General features: G+C 58.8%; 17 protein-coding genes and 2 tRNA genes. 15 read left to right on the top strand and 4 right to left on the bottom strand.

The genetic code is table 11. The features are described 5' to 3' along the window. The 3 genes from GGD50_RS08535 to GGD50_RS08525 form a co-directional block, all read right to left on the bottom strand. On the bottom strand, window positions 1-756 hold the full coding sequence (locus GGD50_RS08535; protein ID WP_107109337.1) for a metallophosphoesterase family protein: 756 nt from the start codon (window positions 754-756) through the stop codon (window positions 1-3). Window positions 757-1,177: 421 nt separating this feature from the next. After that, window positions 1,178-2,194, bottom strand: coding sequence for a 4-hydroxythreonine-4-phosphate dehydrogenase PdxA (pdxA, locus tag GGD50_RS08530; protein ID WP_107109336.1), 1,017 nt, complete (start codon window positions 2,192-2,194; stop codon window positions 1,178-1,180). Beyond that, window positions 2,191-3,393, bottom strand: coding sequence for a four-carbon acid sugar kinase family protein (locus GGD50_RS08525; protein ID WP_107109335.1), 1,203 nt, complete (start codon window positions 3,391-3,393; stop codon window positions 2,191-2,193). The genes pdxA and GGD50_RS08525 overlap by 4 nt, the downstream gene beginning before the upstream one ends. Window positions 3,394-3,636: 243 nt before the next feature. Here GGD50_RS08525 and GGD50_RS08520 point away from each other — a divergent pair, with 243 nt between their 5' ends. Both GGD50_RS08520 and GGD50_RS08515 read left to right on the top strand, forming a co-directional pair. Next, window positions 3,637-3,984 carry a CAP-Gly domain-containing protein gene (locus tag GGD50_RS08520; RefSeq protein WP_028753663.1) on the top strand — a complete coding sequence of 116 codons (348 nt, stop codon included), beginning with the start codon at window positions 3,637-3,639 and terminating at the stop codon, window positions 3,982-3,984. 255 nt (window positions 3,985-4,239) lie between these two features. Next, window positions 4,240-6,219, top strand: coding sequence for an AAA family ATPase (locus GGD50_RS08515; protein WP_107109334.1), 1,980 nt, complete (start codon window positions 4,240-4,242; stop codon window positions 6,217-6,219). 168 nt (window positions 6,220-6,387) lie between these two features. On the opposite strand, the gene GGD50_RS08510 is transcribed toward GGD50_RS08515, so the two are convergent. Continuing rightward, a tRNA-Thr gene (locus GGD50_RS08510) sits at window positions 6,388-6,462 on the bottom strand. A gap of 154 nt (window positions 6,463-6,616) precedes the next feature. Between GGD50_RS08510 and GGD50_RS08505 the strand changes: the two genes are divergently transcribed. The 13 genes from GGD50_RS08505 to GGD50_RS08445 all read left to right on the top strand — a co-directional run bounded on the left by GGD50_RS08505 (window position 6,617) and on the right by GGD50_RS08445 (window position 17,965). Beyond that, window positions 6,617-6,886 (top strand): hypothetical protein, encoded by a 270-nt coding sequence (locus GGD50_RS08505; protein WP_245407507.1) that lies wholly within the window; start codon window positions 6,617-6,619, stop codon window positions 6,884-6,886. A 141-nt stretch (window positions 6,887-7,027) separates the two neighbouring features. Beyond that, window positions 7,028-8,320, top strand: coding sequence for a UDP-N-acetylglucosamine 1-carboxyvinyltransferase (gene murA, locus GGD50_RS08500; RefSeq protein ID WP_107109333.1), 1,293 nt, complete (start codon window positions 7,028-7,030; stop codon window positions 8,318-8,320). A 131-nt stretch (window positions 8,321-8,451) separates the two neighbouring features. Next, window positions 8,452-8,892, top strand: a complete 441-nt coding sequence (locus GGD50_RS08495) for a DUF2948 family protein (protein ID WP_107109332.1) — start codon at window positions 8,452-8,454, stop codon at window positions 8,890-8,892. Between the two features lie 63 nt (window positions 8,893-8,955). After that, window positions 8,956-10,254: a histidinol dehydrogenase gene (hisD, locus tag GGD50_RS08490; RefSeq protein WP_107109331.1), complete on the top strand. Its 1,299-nt coding sequence runs from the start codon at window positions 8,956-8,958 to the stop codon at window positions 10,252-10,254. Between the two features lie 3 nt (window positions 10,255-10,257). Continuing rightward, a complete protein-coding gene (locus tag GGD50_RS08485; RefSeq protein ID WP_107109330.1) occupies window positions 10,258-10,731 on the top strand; it encodes a UPF0262 family protein in 474 nt (157 codons plus the stop codon). A 5-nt stretch (window positions 10,732-10,736) separates the two neighbouring features. Further along, the gene (locus GGD50_RS08480; RefSeq protein ID WP_107109329.1) at window positions 10,737-11,204 is read left to right on the top strand and encodes an arsenate-mycothiol transferase ArsC; all 468 of its coding nucleotides are present in this window, start codon (window positions 10,737-10,739) and stop codon (window positions 11,202-11,204) included. Between the two features lie 142 nt (window positions 11,205-11,346). Further along, window positions 11,347-11,565, top strand: coding sequence for a translation initiation factor IF-1 (gene infA, locus GGD50_RS08475; RefSeq protein ID WP_004117876.1), 219 nt, complete (start codon window positions 11,347-11,349; stop codon window positions 11,563-11,565). A gap of 57 nt (window positions 11,566-11,622) precedes the next feature. After that, on the top strand, window positions 11,623-12,243 hold the full coding sequence (locus GGD50_RS08470) for a Maf-like protein (RefSeq protein ID WP_107109328.1): 621 nt from the start codon (window positions 11,623-11,625) through the stop codon (window positions 12,241-12,243). 5 nt (window positions 12,244-12,248) lie between these two features. Continuing rightward, window positions 12,249-12,458: a DNA gyrase inhibitor YacG gene (yacG, locus tag GGD50_RS08465; RefSeq protein ID WP_107109327.1), complete on the top strand. Its 210-nt coding sequence runs from the start codon at window positions 12,249-12,251 to the stop codon at window positions 12,456-12,458. Window positions 12,459-12,642: 184 nt separating this feature from the next. Beyond that, window positions 12,643-12,718 (top strand) — tRNA-Phe (locus tag GGD50_RS08460). 463 nt (window positions 12,719-13,181) lie between these two features. Next, window positions 13,182-15,128 (top strand): PrkA family serine protein kinase, encoded by a 1,947-nt coding sequence (locus GGD50_RS08455; protein WP_107109326.1) that lies wholly within the window; start codon window positions 13,182-13,184, stop codon window positions 15,126-15,128. A gap of 18 nt (window positions 15,129-15,146) precedes the next feature. Continuing rightward, on the top strand, window positions 15,147-16,418 hold the full coding sequence (locus GGD50_RS08450; protein ID WP_107109325.1) for a YeaH/YhbH family protein: 1,272 nt from the start codon (window positions 15,147-15,149) through the stop codon (window positions 16,416-16,418). Then, window positions 16,418-17,965 (top strand): SpoVR family protein, encoded by a 1,548-nt coding sequence (locus GGD50_RS08445; protein WP_107109324.1) that lies wholly within the window; start codon window positions 16,418-16,420, stop codon window positions 17,963-17,965. Before GGD50_RS08450 ends, GGD50_RS08445 begins: the two co-directional genes overlap by 1 nt. The last annotated feature ends 11 nt before the right edge of the window (window positions 17,966-17,976 follow it).

Raw genomic sequence — 17,976 nt, 5'->3', positions numbered from 1 at the left:
TCAGCGGGGTCGCTCGAAGGCCTGCGTCAGGATCGTGTACTCGCCGCCTGCGATCTTGAGGACCGTCAGGCTCCCACCCATGGCGGCGGCGGTGTCGATGCCGATGCGCTGATTACCAAAGACGGGCCGCGAGACCGGCGTATGGCCATGGACCACCAGCATCGGCAATTGCGGGCCTTCGGAGAGGAAGGGGTCGCGGATCCAGATCAGGTCTTCGTCGGTCTGCTCTGCGAGCGGTATGGCAGGCCGGATGCCGGCATGGACGAAGAGCAGCGGCCCGAAGGTGATGGCGATCGGCAGGGAGCGCAGCAATTCGACATGTGCCGGCGGGATGGCCTGGAGAACGGCTTCGCCGAGTTCTTCGATGCTCCGGCCTTCCTGGAACAGCAGATATTCCGCGTCGACGCCATAGGAGGCGAGTGTCTGGAAGGCGCCGAACTCCAGCCAATGGCTGTTGGCGCGCGGATCCTTCAGGAATTTCAGGAAGACATCGTCGTGATTGCCGCAAAGGATGTAGCGGTCGAAACCCGCGGGCGGCGGCTCGCACAGATGCTGCAGCACCTCGTTCGATCGCGGACCGCGATCGACATAGTCGCCGAGAAACAGCAGGAGCTTGCGGCCGGGAATCGTGCGGGCATCTGCAATGACGCACCTTTCCGCTTCGATCAGAGCGTCGTAGCAGCCATGGATGTCGCTCAGCGCATAGATGGCTGTATAGCCTTCCGCTGTCAGATCGATACGGGGTCGCGGCTCCATTGGCTTCGCCGCTCTCCTGCCGAAAAGTTGATCAATGAGTCCGTTCATGGACATCCGCATACCGCCTGTACAACGGCATAATCTTTTGAAAATATTCTAAGAATCCCGCCTTTTTAGGGCAGTGACGAAACGGTAGTTCAGTAGCGGGCCGGGCGCAAGGTACGCTGGAAGTGGCGACTTGCGTTAGGTTAATGAAAACAAGGAGTCAGGCATATCTGCCATCGCCGCAACTTTGTGCCTGGCCCCTCACCCCAACCCTCTCCCCGCTCATGCGGGGAGAGGGAGCTGATCGCGCTATATGCGGCTTCAATCTCAAGCAAGAGGCAAGTTGGTTGTCGTCCCCTCTCCCCGCTTGCGGGGAGAGGGCTAGGGTGAGGGGCCAGGCACGAAGTTACGGCATCGACATGCGTGCCTGACAATCTCATCGATCGGCTGCCAACCGCTCCGCAAACTCGATCGCCTCGATCAGGCTCCGCTCATTGGCAATGCCCTTGCCAGCGATGTCGAAGGCGGTGCCGTGGTCGACGGAGGTGCGGACGATTGGCAGGCCGAGGGTGATGTTGACGCCGGAGAGGTCCATCCATTTTCCCGTCGCCGGGTCAATTTCGAAACCAAGCAGCTTGACGGGGATATGCCCCTGATCGTGATACATGGCGACGACGGCGTCATATTGGCCGGCGCGCAGCTTGACGAAGACGGTGTCGCCGGAGACAGGGCCGATGATATCGAGACCGTCTTCGACCGCCTTGGCGATGGTCGGCGCGGAAATGTCGATATCCTGCCGGCCGAAGAGGCCGCCTTCGCCGGCATGCGGATTGAGCGCTGCGACCGCAATCTTCGGTCTGGCGATGCCGAGGCTGCGGAGTGCCTTGTCGGTCAAGTCGATGACGAGGCGTAGCCGCTCAGGCGTCAGGCGCTTCGGCACATCTTCCAGTGCGACATGGGTGGTGACGTGGCTGACGCGCATGTTGCCATGGGCGAGCATCATCACCGAGCCGCGGGCGCCGGTGAGTTCCGCAAGCAATTCGGTATGGCCGGCATAGTGGAAGCCGGCCTTGTTCAGCGCTTCCTTGTTGAGCGGTGCAGTGACGATGCCGCCGACCTTTCCGGCCATGGCGAGCTGAACGCCCTTCTCGATTGCCTTGAAAGCCATGCGGCCGCCATCGGCGGAAAGCCGGCCCGGCTGGATCGGCTCACCCTCCGCATCGGCCTGAATGAAGCAGAGGTTCGGCCAGTCGCCGTCTATCTGCGCTTCGGGAATTTCGATATCGAGGCCGAGTTGCTGTTCCGCGAGCCGCAGGGCCGGGCCGCTGCCAATTATTGTAAGTTTTAGCTTACCTTCATCAAACTTGTTCTTCAACCGGGCGGCGGCCTTGACGATGATTTCCGGGCCGATGCCGGCGGGATCGCCCATGGTGATCGCCAGGTGCCGTGTCATGGTTCTTCTCCTCCGGCGATGAGCGCGTTTTCACTCAAGAGATCGCGCCACAGGGTAGGGCCGCCGAATGCGCCTGATTTGGAGATCACCGTGGTGCCTTGCCACGGGCCGCCGACGATGGTGGAGCGGGGCAAGCCCGGTGCGGCCTGGCCGGTGAGGCTGAGGGCTGCAACATCGAGCGCCGCGCAAAGATTTCGCAAGGTTTCGCCGCCGGCGACAATCAATGTGCCCGGCGCCGGCAGAGCTTTGGCGATACGGCCGAAGGTCGCCGCGATCCGCTTTGCCGCATCGTCGCGTTCGAGCCCTGTCGGCAGATCGAGGCTCACCATGGCGACGCCGCTTTGCTGGATTTGTCTGTCGACGGCATCGGCATCCGCGCCTTCCGAAAGCTTCAGCCAATTGGGGCCACAGGCCTGGAGCTGCGCCAGCGTGATCGGCTGATCCGAGCCGAACAGGCCAAGCACCGGTCTTTGCAGCCTGCGCGAGACGGGAACAGCGGGCGCGGGGCGAGAAGACCGCCCTTCGCCCGCGTCTTTTCCGGAGTGAGGGCGATGATGCGTCGCCAAATCGATATTGCGCGCCAGGGCTCGCGCCAGCCCGCCGGTGCCGCTCCAAAGGACAGGTCCCTGTAGCGCAGATGAGACCCATGCGATGACGGCGTCCAAATCCTCATCCGAATGGGCGTCGAAAACATGGATGCCGTCCGCAATGGGTGTTCCGGCATCGACATGGTGGTGACTGAGCGCTGTGTTGAAGGCCGGCAGGCCCTCCGCTCTCAGTTGAGTGACGAGATCGCCGCTGATATCGCGCCAGGCATCCTTCCCGGCAAACAGCACCTGCCGGCCGCCCCGCGTGTGCCGGCCGTGATGCGGAAAGGCCGGCGCCAGAATGCAATGCCGCCAGTGGCCGAGCCGAAAGCAGGCCGCAAGTTCCGCCGCCCAAGGCCCGCGAAACAGGCTATCCACCTTCTTGAAGGCAAGATCGGCCCCCTCCAACACCGGCGCGACACTGCCGACGATGTCAGCCGCTTCGGTCGCCGATTTTTCGCGGGTGCCGCTATCGATCGCAAGGCAATCCGGCAGGCTTGCCGGAAGCGCATCTTCCCGCTGCACCTCGATCGGCCCATAGACGCCGACGAATTCAACCGCCGTGTCGAGCGCGCCGGTCAGATCATCAGCGATGAGGCGGAGGGTGGGCATGAACTTAAGATGCCTTCAGAGGGCCTTGCGGGTATCGGATATGGACATGGAAGCCAGGCCTTGCGGCTGCTCGGACGGCTTGCAGTCTTCAGCCTTCCACCAGGGCTTGTCAACGGGTTGCTTTGTCACCGTATCATTGATCCGGGCCGCGACATCAGCCGCGTTTACTTGGCTGCGCATGTGCGGCTATGCTTGCGCTCAACGACCGGGCAGGGTCGTTCCCATCGCCTCAAGGAGAACAGAGTGAGCTACGATTTCCATGTGGGCCAGAAGGTCGTTTGCATCAATGACACGTTCAAGCATGTCAGCATCGACCAATTGATCCGCAAGGGAACGATCTACACGATCCGCTGGGTCGGCGAATACACGCATTATGTCGACGGCACCTTCATCGGCGTGAAGCTCGAAGAAATCCACCGCGGCAACGACGACGGCCCCGAAGGCTACGGCGCCGCCGACATGCCCTACCGCGCCACCCGCTTCCGCCCGCTGGTGGAGGACAAGATAGCCTCGCTCAGAAAGCTGCTGGCGCCGACACCGGATGCGCCGGTGGAGAAGGGGAAGAAGGTTAGGAAGACGGAGAAGGTTTGATTGGGGATGGAACGGCCGGCGCCCGTACCTATGCCTTTATCGTTTAGGCTCGCCGCACCCCGTCGCAAGTCCATGCTCGATCAGTTTGTCACGAGTGCCGGATAGGAAATGCTGAGATATGAAAGCGCCATTCGCTTTCAGGTGGAAGTCTCACTGCAAGCTCAGAGCCCTAGCGTAAAAGCAAATCCGAGCAGCCGTTGAATAGAATTGCCGAACCGATTACTCTTCTTCCGGTTGCCAAGGGGAGAGTGCCGCGTGTTGATTCGAAAGCTCATCATTGAGAATGTCAGAAGCTTTTTGGATAGGCGCGAAATCCTTTTCGATGGACCCATTTCGATTTTTATCGGCCCCAACGGTGGCGGTAAGACAAATTTGCTTGATACGCTTGTGATCATGCTGCGCCGCTATGTTCTCAATACTCCATATTATCGTCACTCACCCACCGCTGACGAACCAAATCTTTGGGAGGAAACTTACAACGATCATCTCAACGGTCTGGTTTTTGACAAGAACAGCCAAGGCCGCAATAGGGATCAAACTGTCGAGCTTGAACTGGAAATAACGCCTGACGACATCGACAATATGCGCGCTATAAAAGCTCAATGGCCCGACGTGCACGCCACTTCCAAACGCAAATTCAGAATAAATCCTTGGAGTGGTGTGGAGAAGTGGAATGTTGATGAGGTTGTAGCGGGCACGAGGGTCGTTGTTTCGTGTATAAATGGTAATGTGCTTCCGCAGCACGATGCATCTTCAAGCGATTATCTCCACTACCTCCACTTATTTGAGACGGATAATTATTTTCGTTCTGAATTAAAGAAGGAGAGACTCAAGCTACCAATGGTGTATCTTCCAGTAAACCGCGCTGCGGGCGGCTTCAATTCATCGGTAGGTTTAGCTGGTTACAATGACTTTGATCAGAAACGTGCTACAGATGCGTCGTCTTCGAGAACGGGGTCGAATCTAATTCCACTGGCAATCTCGCGCATTGCAAGTAAATATCGTTTACTGCAGGAAGAATCCAATATTGATGCTAAGGATATTTTCTACAAAGATCAAAATTTGATCGACTTAACTAATGATCTTCGAGATTTGAACTACAGTTGGGATCTTGTTACAATAGATCCTTTAAGTAACATATATGATATCCGGCTGACGAAGCAGGGATCGTCGTTCTTAGTTAGTGCGGCTTCGTCAGGTGAGCGAGAGCTTCTTACATATCTCTTTGCGATTCATGCTCTGAACGTTCGAAACGCTCTAATCGTTGTTGACGAGCCGGAGCTGCATTTACATCCTCGTTGGCAGACGGCATTGCTCGGCCTTTTCGAAAAACTTGCTAAAACCACGGGTAACCAATTCGTTCTAGCGACCCACTCCCCAACATTTATATCCCCTGCCTCCATCCAATACGTTTCGCGCGTTTTCTCCGACAATCAGAGGAGCGACATCGTCCGGCTAAATTCAACTGCCCTGCCGAATTCGAAACACCTTTTTAATGTGGTCAATAGCCAAAATAACGAGCGAGTATTTTTTACGGAAAAAGTGTTGCTAGTCGAAGGCGTGTCTGACCGCATTGTTTTTGAGAGAGTGTTGGAGATCGTTGCCAGAGAAAATGGGGTAAATGGAATTCCGTCGCTTGAAGTCGTGAGCGTCGGAGGTAAAGGCCTCTTTTCAGCCTATCGGAAGCTTCTGGATGCGTGTCGGGTCTCTTGGGCTGTGATTGCCGATCGTGACTATATTGAGCAGGTTGGTAACGAAGTGGTAAAGAAATTATTTGTTCTAAATGCCGACGAAATTAAAAAGGATGTAGTAGATAATGTGAAAAGCTGTGACGGAGCGAGCATCGTTAAGAGTATTGAGGAAGCTTTGGTATCAGGAAACTGGAATCATGCTCAGGAAATATGGGATTACATTAAGTCACGGCGGGTACGTCTTCCCCCCGATCTTTCCGAAACTGATCGGCATACACTGGAGAAGTTTGTTGCGGAAAAGGAAACAGAGAATGTCTTCATTCTCAAGTTTGGCGCACTGGAGGACTATTTGCCCGATGGTTACAGAGCAAAAGATTTGGAAGCGTTGATCGCTTTGGTTGCGGCTGACGATTTCTGGGAGCGGCTTCCATCTAAGTCCAGAGCGGAACTCGATAGGCTTGCCAAGGCCATTCTAGGCATCGAAAACAAAGCAGGAGTGGCAATCGTTGAGCTTGAGAGCATTAACGGTTCAAACGGTGTCTGAGTGAAACCTCATATTGGTTTGCGGCTTACTTTCCGGCTCAATCGACGGCTAACATCGGGCGAAAACTCATCAGCTATTGTGGAACAAGTTGATGTGCGCGCCATAGCTTGTTGTAAGCATGCATCGACGTAAAGAGAACATAACCCGTAAATTCGAGATAAGGAAAACTGGTGCTGCTAGAGAGATTTGAACTCTCGGCCTCTCCCTTACCAAGGGAGTGCTCTACCCCTGAGCTATAGCAGCAAACCGTGGCGCGTTGGGTGCGCCGTATTGGGCGAGGCGGCTATTGCCATAGCTGAGAGGTAAGTGCAAGCCGCAAATTTCAAGTTCGGTGAAAGATCGATGGAAAAATTATGTCGGTCTTTTGAAGGCTGGGGATTTCAGCTATGGGAAGGGGATGTGTGCGGATAAGACGAAAAGTGGTGATGAACAGCGCTTGCAGGGCGGTTTGACGGTCGGCGAGGCGGGCGAAGGCGCGGGCGCGAAGCTGAATATCGAGGCGGAGCGCCGTCGCGAGCGGGCGGCTCAGAAGCTGCGGGAAAATCTTGCCCGCCGCAAACAGCAGGTTCGGGCGCGCCGCGCGGGCCAGGCGGACGAGACGGATGGGCTTCCCGCTGCAAATTCGTCCGATGCGAAGGATGCCGCCGCAAAAATGGACGAATCGTAATGATTCATGTCGGCCATCATCAAACAGCCATCAAACGAATTGAAGCCTTAAACTATTTCGTCTAAACAGCGCTTTTTCCCCATATGCGTGGAATTTGGCGCACGGAACTTCAGGAAAGGCGGGCCTCGCCCGTAGTCATATATGGATCGTATCAGGATTGTCGGCGGCAACGAGCTCAACGGTATCATTCCGATCTCCGGCGCCAAGAATGCAGCTCTGCCTCTGATGATCGCCTCGCTGCTCACCAGCGATACGCTGACGCTCGAAAACGTGCCGCATCTCGCCGATGTGGAGCTTCTGATGCGCATTCTCGGCAATCACGGCGTCGATGTCGCCGTCAACGGCCGGCGCGAACGCCAGGAAGACGGCTATTCCCGCACCATCCATTTCACCTGCCGCACCATCGCCGACACCACCGCGCCTTATGAGCTGGTCGCCAAGATGCGCGCCAGCTTCTGGGTCATCGGGCCGCTGCTTGCCCGCGAAGGCCAGGCGCGCGTTTCGCTGCCGGGCGGTTGCGCCATCGGCACGCGCCCGGTCGATCTCTTCATCGATGGCCTGACGGCGCTTGGCGCCACCATGGAAATCGACGGTGGCTATATCAATGCCACCGCGCCGAAGGGCGGCTTGATCGGCGCGCGTTATGTCTTCCCGAAGGTTTCGGTCGGCGCGACGCATGTGATGATGATGGCGGCAACGCTCGCCCGCGGCACGACGGTCATCGGCAATGCGGCCCGCGAGCCGGAAGTCGTCGATCTTGCCAATTGCCTCATCGCCATGGGCGCCAAGATTTCCGGCGCCGGCACCAGCACGATCACCATCGAAGGCGTCACCTCGCTCTCCGGCGCGCGCCACCGCGTCTTGCCGGATCGTATCGAGACCGGCACCTATGCCATGGCCGTCGCCATGGCTGGCGGCGACGTCACGCTCGAAAATACAGACATGGCGCTGCTCGACACGGCGCTGGAAAGCCTGCGCCGCGCCGGCGCCGACATTTCGGCGACCAACAACGGCATCCGCGTCCGGCGCAACGGCGGCGGCATCAAGCCGGTCGATATCGTCACCGATCCCTTCCCGGGCTTCCCGACCGACCTACAGGCGCAGTTCATGGCGCTGATGACCCGCTCGACGGGCACGTCGCATATCACCGAGACGATCTTCGAAAATCGCTTCATGCATGTGCAGGAGCTCGCGCGCCTCGGCGCGAAGATCTCGCTCTCCGGCCAGACCGCCAAGATCGAAGGCGTCGAGCGACTGAAGGGTGCGCCGGTCATGGCGACGGACCTGCGCGCATCCGTCTCCCTGGTCATCGCCGGCCTTGCCGCCGAGGGTGAAACGCTGGTCTCGCGCATCTATCATCTCGATCGCGGCTTCGAGCGGCTGGAAGACAAGCTGACGCGCTGCGGCGCTGTCGTCGAGCGCATCAGCGACTAATTCCGGTCGTTCATGAGAAGAGACGGGAGAAGCCCGCTTTCTCCGGTTGCGTCTTCAGCGCCCGCATCCTATTTCCATCACGGGGGAATGCCGGTATCGGCATTTCCGTGGCGATCGGGGATATCAGGCGAATGACCAATCTCAAGCTTATGGCACTTGATAACGAAGACCTGGGCGTGATCTCCGCGCATATGCAGGACAGCGTCTTCAAGGTTTCCGACATGTCCTATGCGCCGCGGCTCGGGCAGTTTTCCGTTGCCGCCAACCGTTTCGTCTGGGAACTGTCGGATCAGAAGGACAAGGCGTTCGAGCGCCATCGCTCGGCGCTGGTGTTCAAGCGGGTGCTGGCGGTGCGCTCCAGCGGCGTCGATCGGCGCCAGCGCGACGAGGTGCTGTCGCTGCTCGTCATCCGCTTCGATCCGAAGGGCGAGGGGCCGGATGGCACGATCGAGCTGACGCTCGCCGGCAACGCGACGATTGCGCTCGATGTCGAATGTATCGAAGTTCAGCTTGCAGATATTGGCGGCGCATGGGAAACGGCTAACAAGCCCAGTCATCCGGACGAAGCCTAGTAGCCGGACGAGAAACGAGTTTCGGTCGCTCATGGCGGCCTCGATGTAAGAGGATTATCAGCGTTGGCTATCTGGCTGGATCAGGCATCGGAAGGTTTCGAGCAGCAGTTTGCCGCTTTTCTGACGACCAAGCGGGAAGTGTCCGAGGACGTGAACGCCGTCGTACGCGCCATCATTGATGATGTGCGGGCGCGGGGCGACGCGGCTCTCGCCGATTATTCCAAGAAATTCGAAGGCATCGATTTCGCGACGACCCCGATGCGCGTCAGCGAAGCGGAGATCGATGCGGCGATCGCCGCCGTCCCCGCCGAAGTGCTGGGCGCGCTCAAAGTCGCCGCCACCCGCATCGAATCGCATCATCGCCGGCAATTGCCGAAGGACGATATCTATGAGGACGATCTCGGCGTCGGCCTCGGCTCGCGCTGGACGGCGATCGAAGCCGTCGGCCTTTATGTGCCCGGCGGCACGGCGAGCTATCCGAGCTCGGTGCTGATGAATGCCGTGCCGGCCAAGGTCGCCGGCGTCGATCGCATTGTCATTGCCGTGCCGACCATGAAGGGTGCGGTCAACCCGGCTGTGCTGGCCGCGGCCCGCATGGCTGGCGTGGAAGAGATTTACCGCGTCGGCGGGGCGCAGGCGATTGCAGCGCTTGCCTACGGCACCGAGACGATTGCCCCGGTCGCCAAGATCACCGGCCCCGGCAATGCTTACGTCGCCGCCGCCAAGCGGCAGGTTTTCGGCACCGTCGGCATCGACATGATCGCCGGCCCCTCGGAAGTGCTCGTCATTGCCGACAAGCACAATGATCCGGATTGGCTGGCCGCCGATCTCCTGGCGCAGGCGGAGCATGACGAGGGCGCGCAGTCGATCCTGATTACGGACGATGCGGCATTTGGCAAGGCCGTGGAAGGCGCCGTCGAGCGCCAGCTCAAGCAACTCAGCCGATCGCAGACGGCGGCCGCAAGCTGGCGGGATTTCGGCGCAATCATCTTGGTTTCGGACCTGAAGCAGGCCATCCCGCTCGCCAACCGCATCGCGGCCGAGCATGTCGAGCTTGCCATCGACGATCCGGATGCGCTGCTTGCCGGCATTCGCAATGCCGGTGCGATCTTCGTCGGCCGTCATACGCCGGAAGTGATCGGCGATTATGTCGGCGGCTCCAATCACGTTCTGCCGACCGCCCGTTCCGCGCGCTTCTCGTCCGGGCTCTCGGTGCTTGATTTCGTCAAGCGCACCTCGATCCTGAGGCTCGGTCCCGAGCAGTTGCGCACGCTTGGACCGGCGGCCATCGCGCTCGCCAATTCCGAAGGGCTCGATGCCCATGCGCGATCCGTTGCGATCCGCCTCAATCTCGAAGGGTAGGGCATGACTGACAGCGTCTTCCGGCTGAGCGATGTGGTCCTGGACGACACGATCGGCCGTTCGACGCCCGATGTCGAGCATGAGCGTGCCGTCGCGATTTTCGACCTGATCGAGGAAAACAGTTTCGAACCCGTCGGCCATGGCGGCGGGCCTTACCGGCTCAACCTGTCCCTGGTCGATCAGAAGCTGGTCTTCGATATCCGCACGGAAGCGGGGGGCGTCGTTGCCACCCATATCCTGTCGCTGACGCCGTTCCGCCGGATCGTGAAGGACTACTTCATGATCTGCGAAAGCTATTACGAGGCTATTCGCTCGGCCACCCCCAGCCGCATCGAGGCGATCGACATGGGCCGCCGCGGCATTCACAATGAGGGCTCGAGGACGCTGATGGAGCGGCTGAAGGGCAAGATCATCGTGGATTTCGATACGGCCCGCCGGCTCTTCACACTCGTCTGCGTGCTCTACTGGCGCGGGTGACGGCGATGGAACAGCCGAAAGCCATCGAACACCATGGAAAGCCGCCGGGCGCCATTCTCTTCATGTGCGGGCTCAACACCATCCGCTCGCCGATGGCCGAGGCGATCGCGCGCGGAATGCTGCCGCAGGGCACCTATGTTGCCTCGGCGGGCGTTCGCGCCGGTGAGCGCAATCCCTTCGTCGATGTCGTCCTCGGCGAAATCGGTCTGTCGCTCGGGCGGCGGCAGCCGCAGACGCTGGAGGAGCTGGAGGATGATTTCTTCGATGTCATCATCACGCTTTCTCCCGAAGCGCATCATGCCGCCCTGGAACTGACGCGCGCGAATGCCATCGACGTCATCTATTGGCCGACCATCGATCCCTCGGTCGCCGGCGGCACGCGCGAGCAGATCCTCAATGCCTATCGGGAGGTGAGAGACCATCTTCTCGGCCTGATCGAAAGCCGATTGGTCGAGCGTCGCGGCTCTCTTTAGAGTATCGCGTTAAACAAATGCAGAAAGCCTTATCAACGAGGTTCACAAAACCGTGGCGATTGTGTAGTTTCCGCGCAAATTTCCGGCGGCCTTACTTTTTGTCATGGACGCCGGCATCAACCCCACAGGAAAAGAAGCTTTAATGCCGAAAGAAGAAGTCCTTGAATTTCCCGGTGTCGTCACCGAATTGCTGCCGAATGCAACCTTCCGCGTGAAGCTGGAAAATGAGCATGAGATCATCGCTCACACCGCCGGCCGCATGCGCAAGAACCGTATCCGCGTTCTCGCCGGCGACAAGGTGCTCGTGGAAATGACCCCTTACGACCTGACCAAGGGCCGCATCACCTATCGTTTCAAGTAGTCCGCAGCTCGCATCCGAGCCTGCCCTCCGTTTGCCGCCTGTCACGGTCGAGGTTTTATGGCGCTGAAACACAAGCTGATACTGGCCTCCGGATCGCCGCGCCGCGTCGACCTCCTGCATCAGGCGGGGATCGAACCGGTGCGCCTGATGCCCATGGATATCGACGAGGCTCCGAAGAAGTCGGAACACCCGCGCTCGCTGGCGCGCCGGCTTTCGGCGGAAAAAAGCGAGGCGGCGTTCGCGGCGGTGAAGGGCGATGTCGCCTGGCAGGGAAGCTATATCCTTGCCGCCGATACGGTCGTCGCCGTCGGCCGGCGGATTCTGCCGAAAGCGGAATTCGTCGACGAGGCGTCTTCGGCGCTGCATCTGCTCTCCGGCCGCAGCCATGTCGTCTATACCGGCATCTGCCTTATCACGCCGGACCGCAAGCTGCGCCAGAAGGTGGTCGAGACCAAGGTCCGCTTCAAGCGGCTGTCCGGCAAGGATATCGACATGTACCTCGCCTCTGGCCAGTGGCGAGGCAAGGCCGGCGCTTACGGCATACAGGGGCTTGCGGGCTCCTTCGTGCAGAAGCTGATCGGCTCCTATACGAATGTCGTTGGATTGCCACTTTATGAAACCATGCTGCTTCTCGCGGGCGAAGGATTCGACGTCTACGCGGAATGGCAGGAAGGATAATCGTCATGGCGGACGATGACAGGATCAAGGTAGGGGCAAAGATCGAGCCGCTGCGCAAGACGCGGGCCTGCGCCGAATGCGGGCGACCCTCGGTGCGCGAGCATTATCCCTTCTGTTCGGATCGTTGCCGCTCGCTCGATCTGTCGCGGTGGCTGAACGGCGCCTATGCCATTCCCGTTGCCGAAGACGAGACCAAGGCCTCCGACGAGGAATAGGCGCTTCGCCATTTCGTCGAAGCCATTCATTTCATTTGCGAATTGTCAAAAATCCATTTCCTGTCAAAAAAGAGTCATTTGCGGCTGGACATGGGCGAACAAGATGCTATAACCCCGCTCGCTTCCGGGGCGAACCAACCGCCCAGGGTCTTCCAAGACCTTTCGATCAGCGTGAAGCAAGGATGCCCAGGTAGCTCAGTTGGTAGAGCAGCGGATTGAAAATCCGCGTGTCACTGGTTCGATTCCGGTCCTGGGCACCATTCTTACTTCCTCTTGAGATCATCGTAGTTTGCGGATGCCCTAGCGGCTATAACGCGCGCCGCTCATGGGCAGCGGCAATCCCTGACGCATTTCCGTCTGGCAAGTGGCCGGCGACGCGGCCGAGCTTGTACTTCAGTTTCCCATTCTGAATTTTCATTCCGTTTCAAGCGGAATATCGCGGCTTCGGGCCATCAGAAAGGGCGAGCCTGGCTCGCGCTTTTGCGGGGGCTGTCAATCGCGTCTAATGGTGGAGATTTCGGAAAACGCCGCAACTTTAGAGGTATTCATTATTAATTCCGGTGAAAGAACCTTTCAAGATATTGATGGCCAATGCAATGAAGCGTACGAATTATTGAAGGGTCACCTATTGATTCGAAGCGAGTATTACCGCACCTTAGATACTAGCGGGAAGTGATCCCGTTAAGTCCGGCGTTTATTGCAATAGCAAGCTATCGAGGCGCCATGTTAAACAACGATGTGCTATTCAACACGTTCGCCCGTTCTTTCGAAGCACGGCGCGAAGTCGAGATGTCATTCTCTGAATACCTGGATGCGTGCCGGGACGATCCGCTCATGTACGCCAATGCGTCTGAGCGCCTGCTGGCCGCAATGGGTGAACCACTGCTGATCGATACGGCCAAGGATACCCGCCTCGGGCGTATCTTTATGAACCGAACCATCCGGACCTATCCGGCTTTTTCGGGCTTCTTCGGTATGGAAGAGACAATCGAACGCATCGTCGCCTTCTTCCGCCATGCAGCGCAAGGGCTGGAAGAGCGCAAGCAGATCCTCTATCTGCTCGGCCCTGTCGGCGGAGGTAAATCCTCGCTTGCCGAGCGGCTGAAGTCGCTGATGGAAGTCCACCCCATCTATGTGCTGAAGGCCGGCAACGAGCTCAGTCCGGTGTTCGAAAGCCCGCTCAGCGTTTTTGATCCCGTGTCCATGGGACCGATGGTCGAAGAGCGCTACGGCATTCCGCGCCGGCGTCTGACCGGGCTGATGAGCCCGTGGTGTCTGAAGCGGCTGGAAGAGTTCGAGGGCGACATTTCCCGTTTCCGAGTGGTCAGGATACAGCCGTCCAGGCTGCGACAAATCGCCGTCGCCAAGACCGAGCCGGGTGATGAAAACAACCAGGATATTTCCTCGCTGGTCGGCAAGGTCGATATCCGCAAGCTCGAAAGTCTCGCGCAGAACGATCCCGACGCCTACAGCTATTCCGGTGCACTCAATCGTGCCAACCAGGGTATTCTCGAATTCGTCGAGATGTTCAAGGCGCCGATCAAGATGCTGCATCCGCTGCTGACGGCGACGCAGGAGAGCAATTATATCGGCACTGAGAATATCGGCGCCATTCCCTTCTCGGGCATCATTCTGGCCCACTCGAACGAGTCGGAATGGCAGACCTTCAAGGCTAACAAAAACAATGAGGCCTTCATCGACCGCATCTGCGTCGTGAAGGTGCCTTATTGCCTGCGGGTCACCGAAGAGCAGAAGATCTACGACAAGCTGATCGAGGAATCCGAGCTCAGCGACGCACCCTGCGCGCCGTCGACGCTGGAGACGCTTGCCCGCTTCACGGTTCTCACAAGGCTTGCCAAGCACGAGAACTCGACGGCCTTCTCCAAGCTTCGGGTCTATGACGGCGAGAGCCTGAAGGAGACCGATCCGAGGGCGCGCAGCGTGCAGGAGTATCGCGATGCGGCCGGTGTCGACGAAGGCATGGATGGGGCTTCGACCCGCTTCGCCTTCAAGGTGCTGGCGGCAACCTTCAACTACGATACGACTGAGATCGGCGCCGATCCGGTGCATCTGATGTATATGCTGGAGCAGGCGATCCGCCGCGAGCAACTGCCGCTCGAAACCGAGAAGCTCTACATCGAGTTCATCAAGAGCGAGCTTGGACCGCGCTACGCGGAATTTATTGGACATGAGATTCAAAAGGCCTATCTGGAATCCTATGCGGATTACGGCCAGAATCTCTTTGACCGTTATGTCGATTACGCCGATGCCTGGATCGAGGATGTCGATTTCAAGGACCCGGATACCGGCCAGCTTCTGGACCGAGAGCTTCTCAACCAGGAACTGACCAAGATCGAAAAGCCGGCGGGTATCGCCAATCCCAAGGACTTCCGCAACGAGATTGTGAAATTCTGCCTGCGGGCGCGGGCAAGCCACGGCGGTAAGAATCCGTCCTGGACCAGTTACGAGAAGATTCGCGAAGTCATCGAAAAGCGAATGTTCTCCCAGGTCGAGGACCTCCTGCCGGTGATCTCGTTCGGATCCAAGAAGGATGGCGAGACGGAAAAGAAACATGGCGAATTCGTCGAACGCATGATGGCGCGCGGCTATACCGAGCGTCAGGTTCGGCGGCTTGTGGAATGGTACATGCGTGTGAAACAGGCAGGATGAGCCACCAAGGAAGAAGGAATGCACATTGTTGACCGGCGCCTGAATCCAGGCGGCAAAAGTCTAGAAAATCGTCAACGGTTTTTGCGAAGAGCAAAAGCGCTGGTGCAGAGAGCGGTCTATGAATCCTCTCAAAATCGCGACATTCAGGACATTCTGAAGGGCGGCGAGATCAGCATTCCCCTCGATGGAACCGAGGAACCCCGGTTCCATCGCGGCCCAGAGGGCCTGCATGAGCACATACTTCCCGGCAATAAGGACTTCCTAGAAGGCGATATTCTGCCGCGGCCGGAGAGCGGCGGCGGCAGAGGGCGGGCCGGCGGCGAGGGCAGCGGCGAAGACGCCTTCCGCTTCATCCTGACCCGCGAAGAATTCCTCGATCTTTTCCTCGACGACCTTGAACTTCCCGATCTTGCCAAGAGGCGGCTGACGACGACCGATCAGCCCAATCCGGTACGGTCAGGCTATTCGGTGACGGGATCGCCGGCCAATCTTGCTATCAACCGTACCATGCGGCTCGCGATGATGCGGCGCGTGGCGCTGCACCGTCCGAAGCCCGAGACGGTCGCCGAGCTTATTGCGGAGGCGGCCGAATGCACGGATGAAGAACGCCGCGCCGCGCTCGAGGCCGAGATCAAGGTGCTGGAATCGAAGGTCCGGCGCATTCCCTATATCGATCCGATCGACATCCGCTACCGCCGCTTCGAGAATGAGCCAAAGCCGGTGGCGCAGGCCGTCATGTTCTGCCTGATGGATGTGTCCGGTTCGATGTCGGAGCATATGAAGGATCTCGCCAAGCGCTTCTACATGCTGCTCTACATCTTCCTGACGCGGCAGTATCGCCGTGTGGAGATCGTCTTCATCCGTCATACGGACGTGGCCGAAGAGGTGGATGAGGAAACGTTCTTCCGCAGCCCGGCGACCGGCGGCACGCAGGTGTCGAGCGCTCTCGAAGCCATGCGGCGGATCGTTCACGATCGTTTCCCGCCGTCGGACTGGAACATCTATGCGGCGCAGGCTTCTGATGGCGACAATGCCTATTCGGACAATGCGACGGCGGCGGCGCTGCTCACCAACGCCATCCTGCCGGTCAGCCAATATTTCGCCTATCTGGAGGTGGGGGAGGCGCGCAGCGTCGCGATCTCTTCCGGTTCGGCGCTCTGGTCGCTCTATGAGCGCATTCAAGTGGGGTGGCCCATGCTGTCGATGCGCCGCGTCAGCGATCGCAGCCAGATCTACCCCGTCTTCCATGATCTCTTTCAGCGCCGGGCGGCGGAAACCAGGAGCGGATAATGGCAAAGGCATCGATGGAGCGGCTTTTTGAGGGTGCGGACTGGGATTTCGCCACCATTCAGCGGATCCACAATGCCTGCGAGCGGATCGCCATCGACGAGCTCGGCCTCAATGTCTATCCCAACCAGATCGAGATCATCACCGCCGAACAGATGCTCGACGTCTATTCCTCAATCGGCATGCCGCTGTTCTACAAGCATTGGTCCTTCGGCAAGCATTTCGCTCATCACGAGGCTTTTTATCGCAAAGGTCTGCGCGGGCTTGCCTATGAGATCGTCATCAACAGTTCGCCCTGTATTTCCTATCTGATGGAGGAGAATACGGCGACGATGCAGGCGCTGGTCGTTGCCCACGCTGCCTTTGGGCACAATCATTTTTTCAAGAACAACTACCTGTTCAAGCTCTGGACGGACGCCGAGGGTATTCTCGATTACCTCAACTTCGCCAAGGGCTATATCGCCCGTTGCGAGGAGCGCTATGGCCATTCCGCGGTGGAGCGGACGCTGGATGCGGCGCATGCGCTGATGTCGCACGGCGTCCATCGCTATGCGGGCAAGAAGACGCTCGATCTGCGCGACGAGGAAAGGCGCGAGCGCGAGCGGCGCGAATATGATGAGCGGATTTTCAACGATCTCTGGCGGACGGTTCCTGTCGTAAAGGGCAAGAAGGCGCCCGATCTCGATTTGGAACACCGGCGCTCGCTCACCGGCCTGCCGCAGGAAAATATCCTCTATTTCCTGGAGAAGATGGCGCCGCGGATGAAGCCTTGGCAGCGGGAGATCCTGCGCATCGTCCGGCATGTGGCGCAATATTTTTACCCGCAAAGCCAGACCAAGGTCATGAACGAAGGCACCGCGACCTATGTGCATTACCGCATCATGACGCGGCTGCACGAGCTTGGCGGCATTGGCGACGGCGATTTCCTCGAATTCCTGAAGTCGCACACCAATGTCGTCTTCCAGCCTTCCTTCAACGATCCGCGCTTTTCCGGCTTCAACCCTTACGCGCTCGGTTTCGCCATGATGCAGGATATCGAGCGGATCGTCACGAAGCCGAAGGAAGAGGACCGGCAATGGTTTCCGGATATCGCCGGGACTGGCGATGCCATGGCGGTGCTGCGCGACCTCTGGGCTAATTACCGTGACGAGAGCTTCGTGTCGCAATTCCTCAGCCCGCATCTGATGCGCAAGATGCGCATGTTCCACCTCACGGACGATCCGGAAGAGGAGGAGGGATTGCTGGTGGCCGCAATCCACGACGAGCGCGGCTACAAACGCATACGACGCGAGCTGGCACGGCAATATGATGTCGGCTGGATCGATCCGCATATCGAGATCGTCGATGTCGATCTTGCCGGCGACCGGCGGCTTATGCTGAAGCATACGGTGCTGAATGGCGGCCTGCTGGAGGATATGGATGCCAAACGCGTGCTGCAGCACCTTGCCGACCTCTGGAGCTACGACGTGCTGCTGCAGGAGGTCGACCGCTCCGGCGCCGTACTTCGCGACCACCTCGTCCATCCGCGCCCATCGGCCATTGCCGCCTGACGGCGCGAGAT

This window comes from Martinezella paranaensis (genome assembly GCF_014200235.1).
Lineage (GTDB): Bacteria > Pseudomonadota > Alphaproteobacteria > Rhizobiales > Rhizobiaceae > Rhizobium > Rhizobium paranaense.
This window is presented reverse-complemented; position numbering and strand designations above follow the sequence as displayed.